Source organism: Rathayibacter sp. Leaf299, from assembly GCF_001423055.1.
Taxonomy (GTDB): Bacteria; Actinomycetota; Actinomycetes; order Actinomycetales; family Microbacteriaceae; genus Rathayibacter; species Rathayibacter caricis.
The window spans coordinates 114,639-138,264 of sequence record NZ_LMNT01000002.1; the positions used below are offsets into that span (position 1 = coordinate 114,639).

The following is a 23,626-nucleotide window of genomic DNA, read 5'->3' on the forward strand; positions in this document are numbered from 1 at the left end:
AGGAGCGCCCGTTATCGGCCGGCCCTGCGCCACCTGTGCGGACGCTGTTCTTAAGCGGGGCTTCAGAACGGCTTCGGAGTCTGATGAGGAACCGGCGGCGAGCCGGGCCCGACCGGGTCCGCCGCAGCGCCGGACGGAGGAGACGACCATGGACGAGACCACCACCCCGCAGCCCCGCGGACCGCGCCGCCCCCGCACCCGACTCGTGATCGGAATCGCCGCGGGCGCACTCGGGCTCGCGGCACTGGGATCGACGGCGGCCTTCGCGGCGGGGCCGTCGGCGACGGGCACCGCGACTCCCACGGCCACCGCCTCGCCGAACGGGTCCGTCGTGCCGGGACCGGGGGCGAGTGCGGCACCGGATGCGCCGACGCCTGGATCGACGGATGCTCCGGGCGAGGGGTCGGCCCCGACGCCGCCTGCGCCGGGCGAGTGCGGACCCGCGGGGCCCCCCGCCGGCGGGCTGCCGTCGGGGGACGGTAAGCGGCCGACCCCGCCGACGCCGCCTGCGGACGGGGAGCGGCCGACCCTGCCGACGGACGGCGAGCGCCCGACGCCTCCGGCCGACGGTGAGCACCCGACCCCTCCGGCCGACGGTGAGCACCCCACCCCTCCGGCGGACGGTGAGCACCCCATCCCGCCCGCTGAGGGCGACCAGCCGGACGCCCCCACCGACACCCCGTCTCTCGGCAGCTGACCGGCCCGGCCGGCCGCGCACCGGCTGCAGAACATCAGCCACGAAGGGGGTCTGTCCGCTGTCAGCCGACAGACCCCCTCGCCAGCTGATGTTCTGCAGGCTGCTGCGCTCCGAGGAGGGGCGGGAGCGGCCCGCGTTCAGGTCGAGCTGCGGGCGACCGGGTGCTGTTCCTCGAATCGTGCAGGTAGAACGTGAAAAGAGCGCGAGCGCCTCCACCGGCAGCGGAGTCGAAACCCGCAGTGGCAGGCAGGAAACCTGACCGCAACACGGTTTCCCCGTGCATCGAGGAGCGGGCGGTGCGCCGCCGGGTAAATCCTCCGTGCGACGAGGCGGCCGGGCGCCCGACTGCGGTCGACTGGAACCCGCCTTCCCCCGGGCCCGCCCCATCCCCCATCCGACGCCTCATTGGAGCCCGCATGCCCCTCACCGTCCTCACCCGCTCGCGTCGCCGCGCCGTGCTCGGCGCGCTCGCCGTGGCCCTGGCCACCACGACCGCCCTGACCGCCTGCTCGAGCGGCTCCGACGCGAGCGCCTCCGGTTCGGGCGAGGAGGGCTCGTTCGGCGAGGCCGCGATGCAGCTCTCCTGGGTCCCCCACGTCGAGTTCGCGGGCGAGTACCTCGCCGACGCGAACGGCTACTTCGCCGACGCCGGCTTCGACTCCGTCACCCTGACCCCCGGCGGCACCGGCGCGACCGGCGCCGAGACGGCCATCGCGAGCGGATCCGCGTTCGCGGGCGTCTCCTCCCCTCTGATCACCGGCCCCGCGATCTCGGAGGGCGCCGAGATGAAGATCGTCGGAGCGACCTACCAGAAGAACCCGTTCGCGATCGTCTCGCTGACCGACGCTCCGATCGAGACCCCCGAGGACATGGTCGGCAAGACCATCGGAGTGAGCGACAGCAACGACCTCGTCTGGCGCGCGTTCCTCGCCGCCAACGACATCGACGAGTCCGACGTGAACCGCGTGCCCCTCACCGACTCCACGCTGCTGACCACCGGCCAGGTCGACGGCTACATCGGCTACGCGACCGCCGGAGCCAACACGCTCAACCAGCGCGGATTCTCGGCCCAGCAGTTCCTGCTCGCCGACACCGGCCTGCCGATGGTGGGCGAGACGATCGTGGTCGCTCAGGCGAGCATCGACGACGAGCGCGAGAAGGTGAAGGCGCTGCTGCTCGCCCTCGTGCAGGGCTGGCAGGACGCCGTCGCCGACCCCGAGGCGACCGCCGAGACCGTGGTCGCCGATTACGCCGCCGACCAGAACTACAAGGTGGAGGAGCAGGCGCAGGTCATGGTCACCCAGACCGAGCTGATCAGCACTCCCGAGACCGACGAGAACGGCCTGCTCACCATCAGCGACGAGCTGCAGGAGCAGTCGGTCGCCTCCCTCGCGCTGACCGGCATCGAGCTCGACGCCGACGAGCTCTTCGACACCACGCTGATCGACGAGGTCTACGAGGAGCACCCGGAGCTGCTCGAGGGCTGAGCCCCGAGCACTCCCTGACGACCCGCGCGAGAGGACGAGACGTTGACCACCATCGAGAACGGCACCGAGGGCATCCGCCTGTCGGGCCTGAGCAAGCGCTTCGACCTGGGCTCCCGGTCGGTGCAGGCGCTCGCCGAGGTCGACCTCGTCACTCCGCGCGGGTCGTTCCTGTCGCTGCTGGGCCCCTCGGGCTGCGGCAAGTCGACGATCCTCCGGATGCTGGCCGGGCTCGAGAAGCCGACCACCGGCTCCGTCTCGATCCACGGCACTCCCGTCGTCGGCACGAAGCGGAAGGCCGAGCTGGGCATCGCGTTCCAGGACTCGGCGCTGCTGCCCTGGCGCTCGGTGCGCTCCAACGTGCGGTTGCCGCTCGAGCTGACGCGGCAGGCGTCCAAGCGCGACAGCATCCCGGACCTGCTGGACCTGGTCGGTCTGACCGGCTTCGAGGACGCCTACCCGTCGCAGCTCTCGGGCGGCATGCGCCAGCGCGCCTCGATCGCCCGCGCCCTCGTGGTGCAGCCCGATCTGCTCCTGCTCGACGAGCCGTTCGGCGCGCTCGACGACATGACGCGCCAGCGGCTCAACCTCGAGCTGCAGCGCATCTGGACCGCGCGGCCGGCGACCACTCTGATGGTGACGCACGGCATCGCCGAGGCGATCCTCCTCTCGGACACGGTCGCCGTGATGTCGCCCCGGCCCGGGCGCATCGTCGAGGTCATCGACATCGACCTGCCGCGTCCGCGCACGGTCGAGATGCTCCGCAGTCCCGAGTTCCACGCCATCGAGGACCGCATCACCGACCTGCTGTTCTCTCAGCACGGCGTGGCGATGGAGGACGAGGGGTGACCTGGCTGCGCACGAACCGGCGCGTCCTCGCCGGGCTCGGGGTGTTCGTCGCGGTCTGGTGGATCCTGGCCGAGACCGTCTACCGCGAGAGCCGTGCCGTGCCGAGCCCCGGCGCGATCGTGGCCGCGTTCCTCCGCGACGGCCCCCTCTTCTACCTCCGCAACGTCGGCGACACCGTGCTCGCGGCCGGCTGGGGCTACCTCTGGGGCACCCTCGCGGCACTGGCGCTCGCCGTCGTCGCGCTGCTGCTGCCGTGGACCCACCGGGTCATCGAGCAGATCGGCGTGATCAGCCACTGCCTCCCGCTGACGGCGGTCGGACCCGTGATCCTCGTGATCTTCGGCGGCCGGACCACCTCGATCTTCCTCGCCGCCCTGCTGGTCTTCTTCACCACCCTGATCGGCGCGCTGCTGGGCGTCCGCTCGGCTCCGCGCACCGCGCTCGACCTCGTCTCGGCCTACCGCGGCGGCCGTTGGGCGCAGATCGTGAAGGTGCAGGCCGTCGCCGCTGTGCCCGCGACGCTCACGGCGCTCCAGGTCGGGGTGCCAGCGGCGATCCTCGGTGCGGTGCTCGGCGAGTACCTCGGCGGAGTGACGACGGGCCTCGGAGTCGCGCTCGCGGTCGCGCAGCGCCAGATGGACGTCGAGCGCGCCTGGGCCTTCGCGGTGCTGAGCGGAGTCGTCACGATCCTCGGCTACGCGCTGATCGCGGCCGTCGGACGCTGGGTCATGCCGCGTGTGACCGGCACGCCGCGCGCCACCCGCCGCTCGGTCCTGCGCCGCACGGGAGGAGTCGTATGAGCGCCAAGCGCACTCCCGCCCGCCGCGCCCGCGACCTCACGCCGCGCCTCGCGCTCCGCATCGTCCGCGCCGAGCTCGTGCCGCTCGCGATCGCCGCGCTGCTCTCGATCGCGTTCTGGTACGCGTTCCTCGCGATCGCCGACATCTCGCCCCTCCTGGGCAAGACGCCCACCGATGTAGCGACCTACCTCTTCGTCGAGGCCGACGCCGCCGAGAACCGCGCGGTCGTCTTCGGCAACCTCGGCGTCACCGCGCTCGACGCCTTCATCGGCTACGCGGCGGGCATGCTCGTCGCCCTCGCGATCGCGGTGCTCTTCGTGCTCGTCCGCTCGCTCGAGGCCACCGTGATGCCGATCGCGATGCTGCTCAAGTCGATGCCGCTGATCGTGGTCACTCCGCTGATCACGCTCGCGATCGGCAACGGGATCGCGGCGGTCGCCGTGGTCGGAGCGGTCGCGGTGTTCTTCCCGGCCCTCGTGACCGTGGTGTTCGGGCTGCGCTCGCTCTCGCGCGAGTCGTTCGAGCTGGTGACGGTCTACGGAGGCTCGCCGCTGGACGTGCTGCTCAAGGTCGCCCTGCCGACCGCGGTGCCGGCGATCTTCGCGGCCGCCAAAGTGGCGGTCCCCTCCGCTCTGAGCGGCGCGATGCTGGCCGAGTGGCTGGCCACGGGGAAGGGCCTGGGCGGAGCGGTGCAGCGCGCCTCAGCGGGCTTCCGCTACGACGAGCTGTGGGCGTCGCTCGCGGTGATCACGGCGCTGGGAGTCGCGGCCTACGCCGTCGTGGCGATCGGCGAGAGACTGGCGGCCGTCCGCTTCGGCGGACAGGACTAGAGGAGCGGCATGAGCGGCAACACCATCACCGGCACGATCTGGGACGGGCGGCGCGCCCTCGGCACGGCGGCCCTCGCGTGGAACGGCGACGAGATCGTCTCCGTCGACCCCGTCGAGGCGCACGGCGCGGAGGAGGGTCTCTCGATCATCCCCGGCCTCGTCGACACCCACGTGCACCTCGGCGCCTACTCGGGCGCGGGCACCGCCGACTTCGCCTCCTGGCCGCTGATCACCCCGCGCGAGGAGCGGGTGTTCCACATCGCGAACAACGCGCGCAAGGCGGCCCGCGCCGGAGTCACGACCCTGCGCGATCTCGGCGCCGACGAGCTGCAGATGACCGTGGCGCGGATGTTCGAGCAGGGCATCGCCGACGGGCCGAGGCTCGTCACGCACGGCGCGGTCGGCATGACGGCCGGACACGGCGACCTGTTCGTGCCTCCGCACTACCCGCACCGCGACCGCGTCGCCGACAGCCCCGACGAGTGCCGACGACTGGTCCGCACCTGGGCGCGGGCCGGCGCCGACGGCATCAAGATCTACACGAGCGGCGGAGTGCTCTCGATGGGCGACCGGGTCGGCTGGCGCAACCAGACCGACGCCGAGATCGCCGCGACGATCGACGAGGCGCACGCGCTGGGCATGCCCGTCGCCGCGCACACGCACTCCGTCGAGGGCCTCGACCGCGCGCTCGCGCTCGGCGTCGACTCGATCGAGCACGGCACCGCCATCGGTCCGCAGCACTGGGCGACGCTCGTCGAGCGGAACCTGCCGGTCGCTCCCACCCTCTTCATCAACGACGTGATCGCCGCCGGTCGGGCGCCGTCGTCCCCGGAGGCGTCGCTCAAGGCGCAGGACGTCGTCGCCACCCGCGACGCCGGGTTCCTCGCGGCGGGCGAGGCCGGGGTGCGCTTCGTGCTCGGCACCGACGCGAACGGCGTCTACGTCGACTGGGGCGAGCAGCTCGACGAGGTGCGGCGGATGCGCACCGCGTTCGGCTGGAGCTCGGAGCGTGCGCTGATCGCGGCGACGTCCGACGCGGCGGCAGTCGTCGGGCTCGGCGCGCGCGTCGGGCGGCTCGCGGCCGGCTTCGGCGCCGACTTCGTCGTGCTGCGCGGGCGCCCGTGGGAGAGCATCGACGACCTGCGGGCCGAGAGCATCGTGGCCGTCGTGTCCCGCGGCCGGGTCGTGTCGGGCGCGCTGCCGGAATCGCTCCGATGACCGCCGCACCCCGCCGGTTCGTCTCGGCCGAGGCGCTCGGTGCGCCGCGCGGGGCCTACAGCCACGCGGTCGAGGCGCACGGAGTGGTCTACGGATCCGCCATCGGACCGTTCGCGCCGGGTGACGGCTCGGTGCCCGAGGGCGTCGCGGCGCAGACCGCCGCCGCGCTCGACAACATCGAACGGCTGCTCGGCACCGAGTTCGGCCTGGAGCTGGGCGACGTGGTGCGGATCACGATGATCCTCACCGACTTCGAGCGCGACTTCGCCGCCTCCTCCGCCGTCTACGCCGAGCGCTTCCCCGTCGATCCGCCCGCGCGCACCGTGCTCGGCGCAGCGCTGCCCGGACCCCTCGTCGCGATGGACTTCATCGCGACGGCCCGCTGAACAGGAAGGTCCCCGTGACCCTCGACTCCTTCGTCCGCGGCCTGCCCAAGGCCGAGCTGCACGTGCACCTCGAAGGCACGCTCGAGCCGGAGCTGCGCGCCCGGCTCGCTCAGCGGAACGGCCTGCCGGTGCCCGCCGCGCTCTCGTACGACTTCGACTCGCTCGCCTCGTTCCTCGCCGTCTACTACCCGGCGATGGACGTGCTCCGCGAGGAGCAGGACTTCTACGACCTGGCGACGGAGTACTTCCGCCGCGCCGCCGCCGACGGGGTCGTGCGCGCCGAGGTGTTCTTCGACCCGCAGGCGCACACCTCGCGGGGCGTGCCGTTCGAGTCGGTGATCGGCGGCTACCATCGCGCCGCCGTCGACGCGGCCGCGCTCGGGATCGACGCGGGGCTCATCCTCTGCTTCTTGCGCGATCTGTCGGCCGAGAGCGCGCGCGAGACGCTCGAGCGCGCGCTGCCGTTCGCCGACCGCCTGATCGGCGTGGGGCTCGACTCCGACGAGCCGGGCAATCCGCCGGCGAAGTTCCGCGAGGTGTTCGCGCTCGCCCGTGAGGCCGGCCTCCGGCTGACCATGCACTGCGACGTCGACCAGCCCAACAGCGTCGAGCACCTGCGCCAGGTGCTCGAGGAGATCGGCGTCGACCGCATCGACCACGGCACGAACATCGTCGAGGCTCCCGAGCTCGTCGAGCGCGTGCTCGAGCGCGGACTCGCGCTGACCTGCTGCCCGCTGTCGAACTCGTTCGTCTCGAGCGACATGAAGGCGATGGAGCTGCGCGCGCTACTCGAGCGCGGCGTGCGGGTGACGGTCAACTCCGACGACCCGGCGTACTTCGGCGGGTACGTCGCCGACAACTACCTCGCGCTGGCCTCCCGCGCGGGCTTCACCCGCGACGAGCTGGTGCAGCTGGCGCGCAACTCGGTGCTCGGCTCGTGGGCGTCGCCCGAGGTCCAGGAGGAGCTGCTCGCGCGGATCGACGCGCACGCGGCGACGGCGTAGGGGCTCCGGCTGTTCCGAACCCGCAGCGCCCCGTGGCGGGTCCCGTCGTGCGGGTGGCGGGGCGTGTGAGAATCGCCGGGTCGGTCCATCGCGGTGGATCCGGAAGTGAACCCCGGGAGATCCCGCACGACGGGGCCCGGGTTTCCGCGCTGCGTGGAGAGTCCTCGGGCGGTTCGCCTCCCGCTCAGAGGTAGCGCAGTGCCAGGTGCAGGTCGACGCGGTCGGACATCGAGCCGAGGTCGCGGCCCGTCAGCGCCTCGATGCGCTGCACGCGGTAGCGCAGGGTGCTGGCGTGCAGGTGCAGGAGGTCCGCGGCCCGGCGCCACGTGCCTCCGCTCTCGAGGAACACGCGCAGGGTCTCGACCATGTCGGAGCGGTGCTCGTCGTCGTAGCGGACCAGCTCGCCGAGCACCTCGCGGGCGAACGCGGCGCGGGTGCGCGGCGAGATCAGCTCGAGCAGGGCGCCGCTCGAGACCGGCACCGTGTGCGCGAGCACCGTGACCGGGTCTGCGGAGGAGCCGGCGGCCGCGGTCGCCCGGGCGCGGGCGGCGAGCAGCGAGGCTCCGAGCTGCCCAACGGAGCGGGAGCCGTCACCGACGCCGATCGACACCCGGCGCCCGCGCAGGAGCCACGGCTCGGCCTCGACGGCGGCGCGGAGGGCGGGCCCCGGCTGCCTCTCCTCGTCGCGCGGATCGCCCAGGAGCAGCACCGCGCCTCCGTCGAGCACGCCGCCGAGGGCCAGAGCGTGCTCGCGCTCGCCCGCCTCGCGCAGCGGTCGCAGCAGCGCCTCGGGAGGGAGCGACGGATCGTCCGAGCGGGCCACCACCACCCGAAGAGGCGCTCCCAGCCGCACCCCGAGCAGGCGCAGCCGCACCGAGACCTCGCCGTCCGGCAGCTCGTCGTTCTCGACGGCGCGGAGAAGGTCGAGCAGCGGACCCGCCGCCTCCTGCTCGCGGCGGCGGGCGAGCGCGAGGCGACCGCACACGGTGCTCGCGAGCAGATCGGCGGCGTCGGCCGACTCCTCCGACCAGCCCCTCTGATCGCCGGTCACCACGAGCACGCCGAGCCGTTCGCCGGAGGAGGAGAACAGGGCCTTCCGGGACAGGGTGCGGCTGCCGGGTGCGACGTCCCAGCGGTCGTCGGAGGAGGCGAGCGAGGCGTCCCAGGCCGATCCGGACTCGGCGGGGGACGGCATGCCGCCCGCCGACGCGACGAGGACGCCGGAGCGGTCGATCACCCAGCTGCCGTGCGCGAACTCCTCGAAGAAGGCGCGGAGGGCGGCGTGCACGCCCTCGCCCGCGGCGAGGTCCTGGAGCAGCCTTCGGGCGAAGCGGGCGTCGCGGCCGAGAGTGGGCAGGTCGGCCTGCGCGAGCACCCCCGCGACGGTCTGGCCGATCGTCTTGAAGGAGACCTCGGGCGAGACCGTCAGCAGCGCGACTCCGTGCCGCCGGCAGACCTCGGCCATGCCGGCGGGGAGCGTGCCGACGGCGATGAGGCCGACGACGATCGCCACGACTCCGCGATCGGCGACCTGGCCGACGAACCGCTCGACGCTCTCGCGGCCGGAGGTCCACAGCGCGCTCGTGAGCACGACGTCGCCGGGGGAGAGGAAGCGGCCCGGATCGGGGAGGTCGATCGTGTAGGTGCCCGAGATCGCGCGCGAGAGCTGCACCTCGTCGCCGGTCACCAGGGTCAGCTGGAGCTCGGGATGGGTGAGGAGCTCGCGGACGTTCACGCTGGGGCGGCCTCTTCGATCGTCGGACCCGCGACCGGGCGGGGACTCCAGACTACGGGCGCGGGGGCGGGCTGCTGCGGTACGTCGGCTGCGCGGGGGGTCTGTCCGCTGTCAGGCGACAGACCCCCTTCTCGGCTGATGTTTTGCGCGGGGCCGGCCGGAATCGGCGCCTCGACGACGGAGGAGCCGACTCCCGGGGACGCGCGGGGCGTCTCGCGGGAGCCGGCTCCTCGGCTCAGCGCTGTCAGCGCGCGGTGCGGCGGCGTCCGAGTCCGAGCGCGACGGCGCCGGCGGCCAGCAGTCCGAGGGCCGCGACGGTGAGCCAGCCGCCCTCGACGCCGGTGCTGGCGAGTCCGCCGGTCGGCTTCGCCGGGGCGCGCGGCGGGACGGCCGCGGCCGGGGTGGTGGCGTGCGGCGCCGGCGCGGCGGTGGGGGCCGCTGTAGGGGCCGCTGTAGGGGCCGTGGTGGGCGCGACCGTGGGCTCGGCGGTGGGTGCCGTGGTGGGCTCCGCCGTCGGTGCGACGGTCGGCTCGCCCGTCGGAACCGGCGTGGGCTCCGGCACGACCGCCGCGCCGAAGACCGACTCCGCCGAGCCGAGCGACGCCAGCACGGTCTCGCCGTTCGCGTCGTCGACCGCGTCGTTGTCCGTGACCACGAAGACCTCGCCCGAGCCCGTGATGCCGAGCCCCTCGAGCTTCTCCTGGGTCCAGCCGTCGCCCGCCTCGAGCGCCGGCAGCACGTCGGCGGCGAGCGTCTTCTCGAGCATCGGCAGCTCCTCGCCGACCGCGGCACCCGCGCCCGTGGGGAGCGGGACCGTGTAGACGGCCTTGAGCGACGCATCCGGACCGTTGCGCTTGTCGCGCTCGATCACGGCGAGCGTGCCCGCCGGGGTCAGGGTGATCTCGGAGAGGCCGTTCCAGTCGCCCTCGACTCCGGACGGAGCCTCGAGCGGGTAGCCGAAGAAGCTCCAGGTGCCGGCGGCGACGTCGTAGCGGCCGAGGCGCACCACTCCGTCCGCGTCGATCGAGGCCTCGCGCTGCAGCGCGGTCCAGACGATCTCGCCCTCGGCACCGGTCTCGATCGTGACGCCCTCGAAGCCCTGAGAGCCCAGCGCGTCGGCGACCTCGGCGGGGAGCACGATGCGCTCGAGCACCGCGGCGGACGCGTCGAGGCGCAGCAGGGCGTTCTCGGGCCCGGTCTCGCCCTCGGTCACGGCCCAGAAGCCGCCGTCGGTGCGCGCCGCGATGCCCTCGAGGTCGAGGGCGGCCGGCTCACCCGCCTCGGTGACGGTCGTCGTCGCGTCCAGCACCGCGGGGGTGACGGAGGTGTCGATCGAGTGGATCGTGCTCGGCGCGTAGACGCTGTCGCTCACCGCGTAGAGGCGGTCGGCGTCGGCCGGGTCGGTCGAGAGCCCGGAGAGGGCGCCCCAGGGCAGCGGCGATCCGTCGGCGTCGGCCGAGACGAGCGTCGGGAACGCGGGGGCGGAGGCGCCGAGCGCGTACAGCTGCACGGTCGCGCGCAGCGCCGCCTCGGCGTCGTCGGTCTCGCTCGAGACGACGAGGAGGTCGCGCTCGGGCAGGGCGAGCAGCCCCTCCGGACCGGGCGTCGACGGCAGCGCCTGCACGAGGCGCGGCGCGGTCGGGTCGGAGACGTCGTAGACCGCGACGAAGTTGGCGCGCTCGGCGCCGACGAAGACGTAGGGCACGCCGTCGAAGGTCGCCGAGAGCAGGCCCTCGGGCTCGGAGCCCTTCGCGTCGGAGCGCTTGTCGGGGTAGAGGCCGAGGCTCACGGCGAGGTGGTCGAAGGTGTTCCCCGCGTCCCACTGCACCGCTCCGGTGGCCGCGTCGAGGATCGACCAGCCGCGCGTGCCGCCCTTCCAGTCGCCCTCGTTCGCGATCGCGACGTGCTCGTCGCCGACCCAGCCGATGGCGTCGGGCTCGCGCGGGACGTCGGTGATCGATCCGGTGAGCGAGATCGTGTCGTCGTCGAGGGTGTCGATGCCGTCGACCGAGACGGTGCCCGCGGAGTAGGAGGTGAGGACCTCGCGCGAGGCCAGGTCGACGATCGCGACGGCGTTGTTCTCCTGCAGGGTCACGGCGACGGCCGTGTCGGCGGGGTTGATCGAGACGTACTCGGGCTCGGGGTCCTCAGGGGTGTCGAGGCCCACGAGCCCGGTGAGGGAGACGTGCTCGGCGACCCAGGTCGAGGGGTCCCCGGCCAGGTCCATGACGACGAGTTCGCCGGCGGGCGCCTGCGGCAGGTCGCCCTCCTCGGCGCCCTCGGGGGTGGACTCCTCGTCGCGCTGGTTCTCGATCGCGATGACGGCGGTGTCGCCGGCGGTGGTGACGTCGATGGAGTCGGGCTGTCCGCCGAGCTCGATCGTCGCGACGGGCGCGAGATCGGAGGCGTGCAGCACGCTCACGTGACCGGAGGGGTTCGCGAAGTCGCCGTCGCTCGTGTCGACGACCGCGAGGACGTACTCGCCGGTCGCGTAGACGGAGGTCGGCTCGCCGCCGACACCCGTGCCGCCGAGCGGCTCCGGCGACTCGGGGTCGCTGATGTCGAGGACGTTGATGCGCTGACCGGCCGAGTCGGTCGAGTACACGAGGCGGCCGTCGGGCGACGCGCTCGAGATCTCGGCGACGGCGGAGTCGACGGCCGGGTCGGCGGCGTTGAGGTACGCGGGCACGGTGGCGATGCGGGTGAAGAAGGAGTCGCCGCTCGCCGCGGCGGGCAGGGCGGCTCCGAGCGTGCAGCTCGCGAGGGTGAGGACGATCGCGGCGCCGGCGGCGCGGCGGGGGGCATGAGGACGGGGCACGGGTCTCCTGAGCGGGTTCGAAGGGAACCCGTCCACGCTGGTCGGCCCGGGTGAACGCGCGGTCGCCGCGACGTGAACGCGCGGTGCCTGCGCGAATCGAGCTCAGCATCCGGGTGGTCCGGAGGGGAGTGGGGGCTCGATCCGCCGCTGCGTGGCTACTCGACCAGCGAGGGAGGGGCGGCCGCCAGCCCCGCCGCCGTATTCACGCCACCAGAGCGGAGCGCGCGAACTCGTCGCGCGCCAGTCCCAGTGCCTCCGAGCGCGTCCGAGCGCGTCCTCGACACGCACCCCCAAGCCCGTCTCGGGGAAGCGGCCAGCCGCCTCCACAAGAGCCGGGCCCCGCACGTTCCCGTGCGCCTCGCCCGACCTTAAGCCCGTGCGCAGCGCGGAACCGAATTCGGCGAGCGAGCCGCGGATCTCCGCCGGCACCGGCTGGAGCGTCGCACGCGCTAGGCCTGGTCGGCCGTGCATGCGAGAGACGCCGTCATGCATCGGGGCCCACTCGAATGGGCATCGACGTGCAGGACGCGTCGTCGAGCGGCTCCGTACCCCGAATTGTCCCCATTTCTCCCTTCATGACGCCCGGAAACCTGATCTCTAATATGAAGGATGCTCATTCTCAGGAGAACAAATGAAGAAACCCACTTGATCTGCGTGGCGCTGTCCGTCGCGCTCGCCCTGAGCGCGGCCACTCTCGCATCTGCGGAGTCGCCCGCGTCGAGCGCCGGTGCGGACGGCGTGGTCGAACTTCTGAGTAAGGTTCCGACCGAGATCCCAGTCCTACAGGGTGTCGGCGCCGCTGCAGAACCCGGCGCCGGTGCGCCCGGAACCTCGTCGAGTGACAGCGCTGCGCTACACGAAGCGACAGATGTCGCAGTCACGAACGGAGGCGAGGATCCTCTTGCCGTCGATCTGGTCGCTGCCCAGAACGCAGTGGAGGTGAGCGTCTCGAGCGCGGGGATCGAAGTCATCGACAACGGCGACGGGTCTCAAACGATTCCTCTCAGTCGCTCGGACGGCTCATTGCAGGTCGTGACCGTCATCGAGACGCCGAGCGCGCCGCGGGCGTACTCGGTAGGCGTCGATCTGCCGGCTGGTACCGCGCTGTCCGATGCCGGGAACGGAGCGCTACTGGCCATCGCTCCAGACGGCACGATGGCCCTCGGCGTGGCACCGGCATGGGCTTACGACGCCGCGGGCGTCGCCGTCCCCACTCGTTACGAAGTCACGGGTTCGGTCATCACGCAGGTCGTGGAGCACGACTCAGGCGAGTACCAGTACCCGATCACGGCCGACCCGTGGCTGGGCCAGCGACTCTTCTCTCCCATGACGGTCAATCGGAAAGGGGCCTTTCAGGGACGCGCCGTCTACTCTGGCCGACTGACGGCGTGGGGTGTCGCGATGGGAGCCGGGAACCTCGGCTACACCATTTTGAGCACCGCCGGATGGGAGGAGTTCGCCTCCTCATGGTCAGCAGTGAGGAACAGTCGAAGCATGTATCAGCAGGACCAGTGCCATGCACTCTGGGGTCGGGCCATCATCGGCGCAGGGATCCACTGGGATCTCGAAGCGGTCCGTCCCGCTAACGCGAACTGGGCCGACGTGCTCAGCCACAAGTGCAATTGGTGATGAACCTGGCTGACAGATCACGGCGGCGGAGAACCCTCGTCGCCGTTGCCACGGGGTTCATGATCGGCGTCGTGTTCGCCGGTGGCGTCGCGTGGGCCTCGGCGAGACTTCTCGACGATTCCCGCCGCGGCATCACTCTCGTCGACGTCGTGCACGATGGCGTCCCCGGCTTCACAGCAGAGTCGGCGCCGAGTGCTGACGCCTGCGGCGACCGTCGGGGATGCGTCGAGGGCGTTCAGGGTGACGGCGTGTCGATCTACCGGTTCGACACGCTCGACCACGCGCGACAGGACGTCGTCTTCAGTGACGCGGACTTCTACAGATCAGACCGCTTCGTCCTCGAGTTCGACGGAACCATGACTGCTGAGCAGCGCTTCGGAGTGCTTCAACGCCTCGAAGGAACGTGGACGGGAAGCGACGACTGACGCAGGCACTGGGGGATGCCTGCTGATCGAGTAGCCCGCGGAGCGGGCGTATCGAGATTCACGTGGTCCAGAGGGGTGGGTCTCTTAGGAAAAGTCACCTCCTGCGAGTGGTTGGGTCGGCTGCAGGCAGCCGACTTTTCCCTCACCACTGAGACGCAACGCGGCTTCGCCGCTCGATACGCCGCTGCGCGGCTACTCGACCAGCAGGGGAGCCGCCAGCCCTGCGGCCGCCGTCCCCCACGCCGCCAGCGCGGAGCGCACGCGCTCGTCGCGCGCCAGCCCCAGCGCCTCGGCGTACGCGCCCTCCAGCACGTCGTCGATCCGCACGCGCGCGCCCGTCTCGGAGGAGCGCACCGCCGCCTCCACCATCGCCAGGCTCCGCACGTTCGCGTGCACCTCGCCCGACGGCGTGCGCCCGGTGCTCAGCGCGGAGACGAACTCGGCGAGCGAGCCGCGGATCTCCTCCGGCACCGGCTCGAGCACTCCGGTCCGCGCCGCAGCGGACTCCCGCGCCTGCAGCTCCGGCGCCCCGTCCCCGTCCCAGCGCGCCGTGCCGCCCGCGCCGTTCACGCGCCAGCTGCCGTTCCACGACGTCTCGAATCCGTCGGCGCACCAGCTGCCCGTGTAGGTGAAGCGCACCCCTCCGGCGAACTCGAACACCGCGGTCGCCGCCGCGCCGTCGGCGTACCAGCTCCACTCCGGGTTGTACTCCTCGCAGTAGACCGACACCGGGTCGCGGTCGAGGACGTACCGCGCCGCGTCGAACGCGTGGATCGCCATGTCGACGAGCAGCACGTGCGGCATCTCCTCGCGGAACCCGCCGAAGTGCGGTGCCTTCGCGAATTCGACGGAGGCGCTGCCGAGCGTCCCGAGCTCGGCGACCTGCGCGCGGAACGCGGCGATCGCGGCGTAGTAGCGGCGCGACTGGCTGGTCATCAGCAGCCGCCCCGAGGCCTCCGCGGTCGCCGCGAGCACGAGCGCCTCGGCGACGGTCGGCGCGATCGGCTTCTCGCAGAGCACCGGCAGTCCGGCGAACAGCGCTTCGGTGCTCACGGGCAGATGCGCGCGCGGCACAGTGACGTTGACCACGGCCTCGGCGCCCGAGCGCGCGGCGACCTCGGCGACGGAGGTGCCGATCGCGACCGGAGCGACCCCCTCCTCCGCCGCGGCCCGCTCGGCCAGGTCGGTGTCGAGGTCGACGAGGCCGACCAGCTCGACGTCGGCCGAGTCGCGCAGTGCGTGCAGCCAGGCGCGCCCCATCGCTCCCGCGCCGACCTGGACGATGCGCACGGGAGCGCTCATCGGACGAGCGCCCCCTCGTAGTCGTGACCGTTGTGGAAGTCCTCGGTCTCGTACCGCTGCAGCACCGGCAGAGTGCGCTCGGGGCGGAGGGTGCGCGCCCACTCCACTCCGTTCGCGATCACGCGCCGCACGTCGGGGTGGTGGTAGACGGGGTAGTCCTGGTCGCCGGGCGAGAAGAAGAACACCTTGCCGTGCCCCCGCTTCCAGGTCATCCCCGAGCGGAACACCTCGCCGCCCGAGAACGTCGAGAGGAAGATCAGCTCGTCGGGCGCGGGCACGTCGAAGAACTCCCCGTACATCTCCTGCTGGGGGATCACGAACGGGTGGGGCACGCCCTGGGCGATCGGATGCGTCGGGTCGACGGTCCAGACCAGCTCGCGGTCCTGCTCCGATCGCCAGCGCAGCGTGCAGGTCGTGCCCATGAGCTTGCCGAAGATCTTCGACCAGTGGCCGGAGTGGAGCACCACCAGTCCCATGCCCGAGAGCACGTGGCGGTGCACGCGCTCGACGACCTCGGCGGCCACCTCGCCGTGCGCGGCGTGCCCCCACCAGACGAGCACGTCGGTGGCCGCGAGGACCTCCTCCGTCAGGCCGTGCTCCGGCTCGTCGAGGGTCGTGGTCGACACCTCCGCGCGGTCGCCGAGGTTCTCGGAGACGCCCGCGGCGATCGTCGTGTGCATGCCGTCCGGGTAGATCGCGCGCACCTCCTCCTCGATCTGCTCGTGGCGGTTCTCGCCCCAGACGAGGACGCGGACGGGGGAGGAGGGTGTGGTCACGGGAGGGTCCTTCGCTGGTCGGCACTGACGGGTCGCGGAAGGGGGTTAACCGCTTTACCGCTCCATCCAGGATGATGGACGTCACCGCCGATCGTCAACCGCGAGGGGCGTCGATCGGAGGAGCACCATGGCGACCATGCGCGACGTCGCCGAGCGCGCCGGCGTCTCGATCGCCACCGTCTCGTTCGTCGTCAACGACTCCAAGCCGGTGACGGCCGAGACGCGTCAGCGCGTCGTCGACGCGATGGCCGAGCTCGACTACCGCCCGCACGCCCTCGCCCGAGCGCTCGCCCGCCGCCGCTCGATGATCCTCGCGGTCGTGTTCCCGCTCGTGCGCCCGCGCCTGCTGAACACCGCGACCCTCTTCTTCGCCGGAGCGGCCGAGGCGGCGGCCGAGCGCGGCTACTCGATCGTCCTCTGGCCCGCACTCGACTCCTCCGAGCGCCTCGCCGGCCTCCGCGCCGACGGTCTCGTCGACGGCGTCGTGCTGATGGAGGTGGCCCTCGACGACGACCGGGTCGACGTGCTGCGCGACTCCGGGACGCCCTTCGCGCTGATCGGGCGCACGCGCGACCCCTCCGCTCTCGACTGGGTCGACATCGACATCGAGGGCATGGTCGAGGAGTCGCTCGCGCGCCTGTCGTCGCTCGGTCACGAGCGCATCGCCTTAGTGCTCGGGGGTCCCGAGCGCGTCGAGGGCTTCGGGGCCGACGCCCGGGCGCGCGAGACCTTCCGGCGGCTGTCGGGGGAGCGGGATCTCTCCGGAGTGCTGCTCGAGGTCGAGGAGTCGGCGCGCGGCGGGCGTGCGCTCGCCGCGGAGCTCGGTGACGTGACGGCGGTGCTCGTGTTCGACGGAGGGATCGCCCTCGGGCTCGCCCACGAGCTGCGGCACCGCGGAGTGAGTGTGCCGGAGGACGTGTCGATCGTGCTGCTCGCCTCGACCCCCGACGTCGCCGACTTCGGCGATCCCGAGCTCGACGTGCTCGTCTCACCGGCGCACGAGCTGGGGCGGCGGGGAGTGGAGGCGCTGCTCGCACGGCTCGAGGACCCGGCCGCGCCGCTCGTGCAGGAGCGCATCGGGGGATCGTGGCGCGAGGCGGGATCGGTCGCGCCGGTGCGACGTGCGAGCGGGGCGGATCGGTCCGCGATCGACCGCGGGTAGCGCTCGCGCCGGTCGCACGTCCGGCTCGATCAGCCGCTGCAGCAGCGAGTTCGGCCGGTGCAGCCGCATGAACTGGCGCTGCGGCTCGTCCCAGGGGAGGGAGGCGTCGCAATTCGTGCAGCGCGATGCAGGGCCCGATCGAGCAGGTTGTGCAGAACGGCACGAAGGCGGCCGGGAACAAGGGGACATCGATCTTCACGAAGGGATCCGGCAAGAAGAGGATCCGCGCCATCATGGACGACACGAGCGGTGACATCGACACGCTCACGAAGGGATGAGCGATGCGCGTCACGTACGATCCGACTGCGAACGCGGCGTACATCATGGTTGCGGACCGCATCGCGGACGGTTCGGCCGCCCAGCAGCTCCCTTCGATCGCGACTCCCGGAGGTCTGGGGGAAGTGATTCTCGACTTCGATGAGGGCGGCCGGCTGCTCGGCATGGAGATACTCAACGCGCGAGAGGTCTTACCCGGTTCCGTGATCGATGCTGCTCTGCAGGACCTCACCGACTGAGCCTCAATGCGCTGCCGGAGACCGGGGAGTCCTGAACGGTAGTCGGTCGCTCGTCAGCGAGACGCAGCGTCTCGAGCGGCGGGTGCAGAGTCCGGCGACGTGGGTGAGCAGTTTGACCTACCGCTCGCAGGGGCCGTGACGACGGCGAGCTGTCCTAGAAGGCACGAGCCGTAGCCGGCCTCGTTCCCTTTGCTTCTCCACTGCTACGGCACGATCGCGTCGATGTACCCGCCGTCGACCCGCACCGCCGCGCCCGTGGTCGCCGAGGCGAGCGGCGACGCGAGGTACACGACCATGTTCGCGATCTCCTCCGGCTCGATCAGCCGCTGCAGCAGCGAGTTCGGCCGGTGCAGCCGCATGAACTCGCGCTGCGCCTCGTCCCAGGGGAGCGACGCATCGACCAGCTCGTGCACGAAGTCCTCGACCCCGCCCGTGTGCGTCGGGCCCGCGAGCACGCTGTTCACCGTGACTCCGGTGCCGGACGCCGCCTTCGCGAAGCCCCGCGCCACTCCGAGCAGCGCCGTCTTCGACACCCCGTAGTGGATCATCTCGGCCGGTGTCGCGACGGCGGAGTCGCTCCCGATGTACTGCACGCGCCCCCAGCCCCGCTCGATCATGCCGGGCAGGTAGGCGCGCGTCAGGCGCACGCCGGTCAGCACGTTCACCTCCAAGTAGCGCCGCCACTCGTCGTCGCTGATCGTGAGCGGATCGGCGCTGCCGAAGATCCCGAGGTTGTTGACGAGAACGTCGACGGTCGGGACCGCCTCGAGCAGCGCCGCGGTGCCCTCGTCAGTCGCGAGGTCGGCGGCGACTCCGCGGACGGACGCCTCCGGAACCTGCCGCAGCACCTCCGCGACGGCCGTGTCGATCGAGCCCTGCGAGCGGGCGTTGACGACGACGTCCGCCCCGGCCCTCGCGAGTCCGACGGCGATCGCCAGCCCGATGCCCTGCCCGGATCCGGTGACCAGTGCCGTCTTCCCGGTGAGATCGATCGCGATCATGCTGCTCCGTTCTGCGGCGCGCGCGGTGCGGGCCGTGCTCTCGATGACAGTAGTAGGCAACGGGGCGCCCGCAGATGCCGTGCAGGACGACGGGTCTTCTTGTGGTGCTGACGGCGAGGAGTGCCCGGCGAAGATGCCTTGAAACGGGTATGAAGGCGACAAACCGATTGAAGCCGATGCAGCCCTCTCCCTCATGTTCCCCGCACAGAGCCGCTGAGGCACTGCGATGGGGCGCAGTGATTCGGCGTAACCGGCCGAGGCGAATCAAGCCGACATAGCGCCGCACAGGTGAAAACCGTCACGGTAGTCGGCGACGGATTACTCCACCTAGCCGCCGACTGACGCATCTCGATTCACGGCAGACGATGCCGGAATGTCGCGATCTCTCTTCCGTGAGGTAGAGAAGCACGGCGGCGAGACACCGCAGGCAGTGACGATCATTGTCCGGCCTGCGCCATCGGCGTCTCTATTCACGCCACATCCTTATCCCTGAGGCTCCTCTCATGTGAGAAGTCGTCATGTTTAGTTAGCGTTCCTCGCATCAGCAACCAACACATCGCTGAGGGATTGGGGAATCGCATGTTCATGAGCTATAGCTCCGCGAGAAAGAGCCGCATCACGAAGGTGGCCGCGGCCGCGGCGGTGATCTTCGGGGTGTTCGGCGCAGGGGCGGTCGTCGCCACCTCTGCCCAGGCTTCCGAATGCAGCTTCGGGTGGTGTGGCATCGTCCACAGCGCAAAGGACTCGACACGTACCGTGTTCGTCGGCTCTGCATGGAGCGGCTCAGCGCCGTCCGGCAAGATCGCCGCTCTGTCGCCCGGCCAGTCGTCGAAGTCGTTCATGTCGGACGCCGACGGCTACAAGCTCATGCCAGGTGCCTGCGCCTGGTGGTACACCGAGGCCGGAACCAAGCAGGCACCCGCTCGCGTGCGCGGCGATGGCAGGTGGCACCAGATTCACAACAGCTTCAACTACACGATGCACACCTATGCCTGCTGAGGTGCTATCGTCCACGTCACTGCCAACTGCCGCCCCTTGAGAAAGAGAGTCAGCTGATGAAGAAGATCGCCATACTGTTGCCGTTGGTGCTGACTTTTTCGCTGTCATTGATGGCCGCATACGCATTGCCAGAGATGGTGTGGGCTCTAGCTAATCCCACATCGGCGGATACCGACCCGGCATTCTTCTTCGCCGGATTCATCGGACTCTTCATCGCGTTCCTCGCTCTGCACGTCTGGGGGGCCGTCTGGCTGCTTCGCGGGCAGAGTGCTGAAGACTAGCTCGAGCTGGTCGGAGAGGGCCGGCGCCCGCGGGGGCCGGCCCTCTCCGCATTTCGGCGACGCTCTCGAAAGGCGCTGCGCTGCGCTGTTGCTTGAGTGCGATTCAGATTTCAGGCAACCCGCCGATTCGCTGCCCGGATCCGGAGACCACTGTCGTACTGCTCGTGCGAGCATCGCTGCTTTGTTCTGCCAAGCGCGCCGTGCCTCCGATGGTGTCGGTTGCGTCGCGAGAGCGGACCCCGGACGAGTCGCTGGAGAGCATCGCGGGCCCGGCACCGCTCCTGCGCGCAGAACTCGTCGGCATTTGGGACGCGGACGTGCAGTTCACCTACGCTTTCTAGATCCCGCTGCTGTTCTTCGACGCACCTCACTCGCACAGCGCTGCCGCTCATCTCTTCGTCGCGCGCGGAGAGCTCCTGCTGGGTTACGGCGAGACGTTCGACCGCTCGCGTCTCGAGCGGTATCCCGCCGGTTCCTTCCTCTGGGTTCAAGCCGGCGCGGCGCACTTCGACGGGGCCGACACCGAGACGGTGCTCATCGGCACGGCGACCGGCCCGTGAAGCGCCGACTACAGGTGAGGCGTCGGACACGAGGGGCTGGTTCTTCGCAGTGCTCGGATCCGGTTTCTCGGAGGTCGGAGAACCCCGATCCCGGAAAGGACGGCCGAGAGGTGTCGCGCCCGATGAAGGGGCGCGTCGTCGCGGCGCCGCCGGTGCCGCACCTTGCGCCCTCCCGCGCCCCGCGCGTACCGTGCTGGGGTACCTCGTCGCGAGCCGCGACGTCGGTGCGGCCACCTCACCGGCCGACCGGACGGCTCGCGGACACGGGGGCTCCCCGCACGGAAGACGGTCCTTTGCGCATCAGCACCGGTACTGCGTCCACGACGCAGACGCTGACCTCGCACTGACGACCCCCGTGCCCGCCCGCTGAGGGCGAGGCTCCTGCACGCCGGGAGCCCGGTGGTCGTCACGCGCCGACACACCATCACCGGGAGCACCGTGCCCTCCACCATCACACCCTCCGTCGTCCTCACCGACTGCTCGTTCGCCTGGCCCGACGGCGACGTCGTCCTCGACCGGGTCACCACCGCGTTCGGCCGTGGCCGCACCGGGCTCGTCGGAGCCAATGGAGCCGGCAAGTCCACGCTCGTCCGACTCGTCACCGGCGACCTCGCCCCGACGCACGGCACCGTCTCGACGACGGGGCCGGTCGATCTGCTGCCGCAGCGGCTCCGGCGCGGACCCGACGACACCGTCGCCGATCTGCTCGGGATCCGCGGGAAGCTCGACGCCCTGCACGCGATCCTCGGCGGGGACGCCGATCCACGGCACTTCGAGGTGCTCGACGACGACTGGGACCTCGACGCCCGGGCGGTCGCCGCGCTCGGGGAGGCGGGGCTTCCGGAAGACCTGCGCCGGCCCGTCGCGACCCTGTCGGGCGGGCAGGCCGTCCTCGCCGCCGTCACGGGCGTCCGCCTCCGCAACAGGCCGATCGCGGTGCTCGACGAGCCGACCAACGACCTCGACCGGCGGTCGCGCGGTCTGCTGCTCGACCTCGTCGACCGGTGGCGCGGCACGCTGATCGTCGTCAGCCACGACCGCGAGCTGCTCGAGCACGTCGACGAGATCGCCGAGCTGCGGGGCGGCGCGCTGCGCACCTCCGGAGGCACCTTCTCGGACTTCGAGGAGCGGCTCGCCGTCGTGCGCGCCGCGGCCGAGCGCGATCTGCGCGACGCCGACCAGGTGCTGCGCGCCGAGAAGCGGCAGCGGATCGAGGCCGAGACGACCATCGCGCGGCGGGCGAAGGCGGGCGCCCGATCGGCGGAGTCGATGCCGAAGATCCTCGCGAACGCCCGGAAGAACAGGGCCGAGGGGACGGCCGGGCGCCTCCGATCCGGTCGCGGCGAGGCGGAGGCGCGCGCCCACGAGCAGGTCGACGCCGCGTCGCGCGCGGTGCGGGACGACGACGCGGTGCGCATCGAGCTGCCGGATCCGGGGGTGCCGGCGGGGCGGCGGCTCGCCGAGATCACGGTGCGCGGCCGCACCACGGTGCTGCAGGGGTCCGAGCGGATCGCCGTGGTCGGCGCGAACGGGACCGGCAAGACGACGCTGCTCGAGCAGCTCGTGCGGGCGGAGGCGCGTCCGCATCCGATCGCCGACACGCACGCCATCGCGCTCACGGACCGCGTCGGCTGGCTCCCGCAGCGTCGGGAGGGGCTGCTCGACGACGACCGCACGGTGCTCGAGCACGTCGCGCGCGCGGCTCCCGCCGTGCCGACCGGCGAGCTGCGCAACGCGCTCGCGCGGCTGCTGATCCGGGGCGCGATCGTCGACCGGACGGCATCGACTCTGTCGGGCGGCGAGCGGTTCCGCGCCGCTCTCGCGGGGCTCGTGCTCGCGCAGCCGGCTCCGCAGCTGCTCGTGCTCGACGAGCCGACGAACGACCTCGACCTGGCCACGACCGACCACCTCGTCGACGTGCTCGCCGCCTGGCGGGGCGGGTTGGTCGTGGTGAGTCACGACGAGGCGTTCCTGGAGCGGCTGGCGCTCGACGGGCGGGTGGTGCTGGACGCGCCGGTGGGGCTCGTCAGCCGCGGCGACTCCGGATGATCAGCGCGGCTCGAGCTGCACGTGCGCCGGCATCCTTGCGGATCGAGTAGGCCGCGGGCCCGTCATCGCGGGACAGGCACGACGGGAGCGAGGAACCCGCCGGGCTCGTCGAGGGTCGGCTCGTGGTACTCGGCCGGCAGCGGGTAGCGGTCGGTGCCGTAGCCGGTCACCTCGAAGACCTCGTCCTCGATCGTGCCGATGAGGAAGGCGGAGTGGATGAGGGTCCCGTCGGGTGCGCGTCGGGGAGTTCCGGACGCCGAGCCTTCGTGGCGTCGGTCGTCGCTCTGGACGACGACGAAGCCGCCGGGCGCCTCCTCGAGGCCGTCGGGGTCGATCCCGACCGTCTCGATGCCGTCGAAGCACGGCTCGGCGGGACCGTCGAAGCCCGGGTCCATGTCGAACGTGCAGAACTCCATCGATCCGTCGGGAGCGACGTGCAGATCGCCGTACGCGCCGACCAGCTCGGGCTCCGGAGCGGCGGTGCAGGCGGCGAGGCCGCCCAGGAGCGCGAGAGCGGCGACGGTGCGCGGCACCCGCCTCACGACGCCACCGCCAGCGTGCAGCGGTACCGCGGGCGGTCGGGCCAGCGCGGGTCGACGGGGGCGGGTGCGTCGGTGAATCCGAGGCGCCGGTAGAAGCCGATCGCGTCGTCATCGGTCCGGGCGACGATCGCGGCTCCCGGATGCGTCCGCTGCAGCTCGCGGACGAGGGCCGACCCCCACCCTCGGACCAGTGACGCGACGTACTCGATCTCGAGGCCTCCCTCGACGGGTCGCGCGGCGGCGAACGCGTCCAGCCGGCCGTCCTCGACGGCTCCGATCACGGTCAGCGCCGGCAGCTCCTCGTCGCGGAGGCGCGCGAGCTCCTCCTCCGGCAGCTCGGCGGCCAGCCGGAGCAGTTCGAGGAACCGCGGCGACGCGAGGTCGGAGGGGGCGAGGTCGCGGATCGGCACGCCTCCGATCCTGGCCGATCGGGGCTCGGGAGGGAACGCCGAGCTCGTCGACGGTGCTCGGTGACACCGTCCGAGCCGGTCCGTGCGCGCATCCCCCGGTGTCGAGTGGACGCGAAGCGGGCTCGGGTGGCGTCGACTACGCGAAAGTCGTCGT

23 protein-coding genes are annotated in these 23,626 nt (G+C 71.8%); 16 read left to right on the top strand and 7 right to left on the bottom strand.

Features of this window, described 5'->3' with window-relative positions:
- The first annotated feature begins 148 nt into the window (after positions 1–148).
- The 8 genes from ASF48_RS07835 to add all read left to right on the top strand — a co-directional run bounded on the left by ASF48_RS07835 (position 149) and on the right by add (position 7,268).
- Entirely contained in the window at positions 149–697 is a 549-nt protein-coding gene (locus tag ASF48_RS07835) for a hypothetical protein (RefSeq protein ID WP_055789408.1), read from the top strand.
- A 416-nt stretch (positions 698–1,113) separates the two neighbouring features.
- A complete protein-coding gene (locus ASF48_RS07840) occupies positions 1,114–2,184 on the top strand; it encodes an ABC transporter substrate-binding protein (protein WP_055789410.1) in 1,071 nt (356 codons plus the stop codon).
- A gap of 42 nt (positions 2,185–2,226) precedes the next feature.
- Complete coding sequence (locus tag ASF48_RS07845) at positions 2,227–3,030, top strand: ABC transporter ATP-binding protein (RefSeq protein ID WP_055789413.1); 804 nt, start codon at positions 2,227–2,229, stop codon at positions 3,028–3,030.
- Complete coding sequence (locus ASF48_RS07850) at positions 3,027–3,830, top strand: ABC transporter permease (RefSeq protein WP_157603101.1); 804 nt, start codon at positions 3,027–3,029, stop codon at positions 3,828–3,830. Before ASF48_RS07845 ends, ASF48_RS07850 begins: the two co-directional genes overlap by 4 nt.
- Positions 3,827–4,660: an ABC transporter permease gene (locus ASF48_RS07855; RefSeq protein ID WP_055789415.1), complete on the top strand. Its 834-nt coding sequence runs from the start codon at positions 3,827–3,829 to the stop codon at positions 4,658–4,660. The genes ASF48_RS07850 and ASF48_RS07855 overlap by 4 nt, the downstream gene beginning before the upstream one ends.
- A gap of 9 nt (positions 4,661–4,669) precedes the next feature.
- Positions 4,670–5,878 (top strand): amidohydrolase family protein, encoded by a 1,209-nt coding sequence (locus tag ASF48_RS07860; protein WP_055789417.1) that lies wholly within the window; start codon positions 4,670–4,672, stop codon positions 5,876–5,878.
- Complete coding sequence (locus ASF48_RS07865; RefSeq protein ID WP_055789420.1) at positions 5,875–6,264, top strand: RidA family protein; 390 nt, start codon at positions 5,875–5,877, stop codon at positions 6,262–6,264. The genes ASF48_RS07860 and ASF48_RS07865 overlap by 4 nt, the downstream gene beginning before the upstream one ends.
- 14 nt (positions 6,265–6,278) lie before the next feature.
- A complete protein-coding gene (gene add / locus ASF48_RS07870) occupies positions 6,279–7,268 on the top strand; it encodes an adenosine deaminase (protein WP_055789425.1) in 990 nt (329 codons plus the stop codon).
- Positions 7,269–7,452: 184 nt separating this feature from the next.
- On the opposite strand, the gene ASF48_RS07875 is transcribed toward add, so the two are convergent.
- Together ASF48_RS07875 and ASF48_RS07880 are read right to left on the bottom strand one after the other, a co-directional pair.
- A complete protein-coding gene (locus ASF48_RS07875; RefSeq protein WP_055789428.1) occupies positions 7,453–9,003 on the bottom strand; it encodes a PucR family transcriptional regulator in 1,551 nt (516 codons plus the stop codon).
- Positions 9,004–9,247: 244 nt separating this feature from the next.
- Positions 9,248–11,821 carry an esterase-like activity of phytase family protein gene (locus ASF48_RS07880; RefSeq protein WP_082481129.1) on the bottom strand — a complete coding sequence of 858 codons (2,574 nt, stop codon included), beginning with the start codon at positions 11,819–11,821 and terminating at the stop codon, positions 9,248–9,250.
- A gap of 609 nt (positions 11,822–12,430) precedes the next feature.
- On the opposite strand from ASF48_RS07880, the gene ASF48_RS07885 reads away from it, so the two are divergent.
- On the top strand, positions 12,431–13,450 hold the full coding sequence (locus tag ASF48_RS07885) for a hypothetical protein (protein ID WP_157603102.1): 1,020 nt from the start codon (positions 12,431–12,433) through the stop codon (positions 13,448–13,450).
- A complete protein-coding gene (locus tag ASF48_RS07890) occupies positions 13,450–13,875 on the top strand; it encodes a hypothetical protein (protein ID WP_157603103.1) in 426 nt (141 codons plus the stop codon). Before ASF48_RS07885 ends, ASF48_RS07890 begins: the two co-directional genes overlap by 1 nt.
- Before the next feature lie 192 nt (positions 13,876–14,067).
- Here ASF48_RS07890 and ASF48_RS07895 read toward each other — a convergent pair whose 3' ends face one another.
- Both ASF48_RS07895 and ASF48_RS07900 read right to left on the bottom strand, forming a co-directional pair.
- A complete protein-coding gene (locus ASF48_RS07895; RefSeq protein ID WP_055789436.1) occupies positions 14,068–15,177 on the bottom strand; it encodes a Gfo/Idh/MocA family protein in 1,110 nt (369 codons plus the stop codon).
- On the bottom strand, positions 15,174–15,953 hold the full coding sequence (locus ASF48_RS07900) for a ThuA domain-containing protein (protein ID WP_055789439.1): 780 nt from the start codon (positions 15,951–15,953) through the stop codon (positions 15,174–15,176). The genes ASF48_RS07895 and ASF48_RS07900 overlap by 4 nt, the downstream gene beginning before the upstream one ends.
- A gap of 127 nt (positions 15,954–16,080) precedes the next feature.
- On the opposite strand from ASF48_RS07900, the gene ASF48_RS07905 reads away from it, so the two are divergent.
- From ASF48_RS07905 to ASF48_RS07910, 3 genes are all read left to right on the top strand, one after another.
- Positions 16,081–17,115, top strand: a complete 1,035-nt coding sequence (locus tag ASF48_RS07905) for a LacI family DNA-binding transcriptional regulator (protein WP_082481130.1) — start codon at positions 16,081–16,083, stop codon at positions 17,113–17,115.
- Positions 17,116–17,240: 125 nt separating this feature from the next.
- A complete protein-coding gene (locus tag ASF48_RS19650) occupies positions 17,241–17,393 on the top strand; it encodes a hypothetical protein (RefSeq protein WP_162238029.1) in 153 nt (50 codons plus the stop codon).
- 3 nt (positions 17,394–17,396) lie between these two features.
- On the top strand, positions 17,397–17,630 hold the full coding sequence (locus ASF48_RS07910; RefSeq protein WP_055789443.1) for a DUF2283 domain-containing protein: 234 nt from the start codon (positions 17,397–17,399) through the stop codon (positions 17,628–17,630).
- Between the two features lie 203 nt (positions 17,631–17,833).
- On the opposite strand, the gene ASF48_RS07915 is transcribed toward ASF48_RS07910, so the two are convergent.
- Positions 17,834–18,628, bottom strand: a complete 795-nt coding sequence (locus tag ASF48_RS07915) for an SDR family NAD(P)-dependent oxidoreductase (RefSeq protein ID WP_055791347.1) — start codon at positions 18,626–18,628, stop codon at positions 17,834–17,836.
- Between the two features lie 582 nt (positions 18,629–19,210).
- Here ASF48_RS07915 and ASF48_RS07920 point away from each other — a divergent pair.
- From ASF48_RS07920 to ASF48_RS07930, 3 genes are all read left to right on the top strand, one after another.
- Positions 19,211–19,630: a hypothetical protein gene (locus ASF48_RS07920; RefSeq protein WP_055789446.1), complete on the top strand. Its 420-nt coding sequence runs from the start codon at positions 19,211–19,213 to the stop codon at positions 19,628–19,630.
- Positions 19,631–19,686: 56 nt separating this feature from the next.
- Positions 19,687–19,911, top strand: a complete 225-nt coding sequence (locus ASF48_RS07925) for a hypothetical protein (protein ID WP_055789449.1) — start codon at positions 19,687–19,689, stop codon at positions 19,909–19,911.
- Positions 19,912–20,909: 998 nt separating this feature from the next.
- The gene (locus tag ASF48_RS07930) at positions 20,910–22,520 is read left to right on the top strand and encodes an ATP-binding cassette domain-containing protein (RefSeq protein WP_055791350.1); all 1,611 of its coding nucleotides are present in this window, start codon (positions 20,910–20,912) and stop codon (positions 22,518–22,520) included.
- A 62-nt stretch (positions 22,521–22,582) separates the two neighbouring features.
- Here ASF48_RS07930 and ASF48_RS07935 read toward each other — a convergent pair whose 3' ends face one another.
- Both ASF48_RS07935 and ASF48_RS07940 read right to left on the bottom strand, forming a co-directional pair.
- Entirely contained in the window at positions 22,583–23,053 is a 471-nt protein-coding gene (locus ASF48_RS07935; RefSeq protein WP_055789452.1) for a hypothetical protein, read from the bottom strand.
- Positions 23,054–23,058: 5 nt separating this feature from the next.
- Positions 23,059–23,472 carry a GNAT family N-acetyltransferase gene (locus ASF48_RS07940; RefSeq protein WP_055789457.1) on the bottom strand — a complete coding sequence of 138 codons (414 nt, stop codon included), beginning with the start codon at positions 23,470–23,472 and terminating at the stop codon, positions 23,059–23,061.
- Positions 23,473–23,626: the final 154 nt, after the last annotated feature.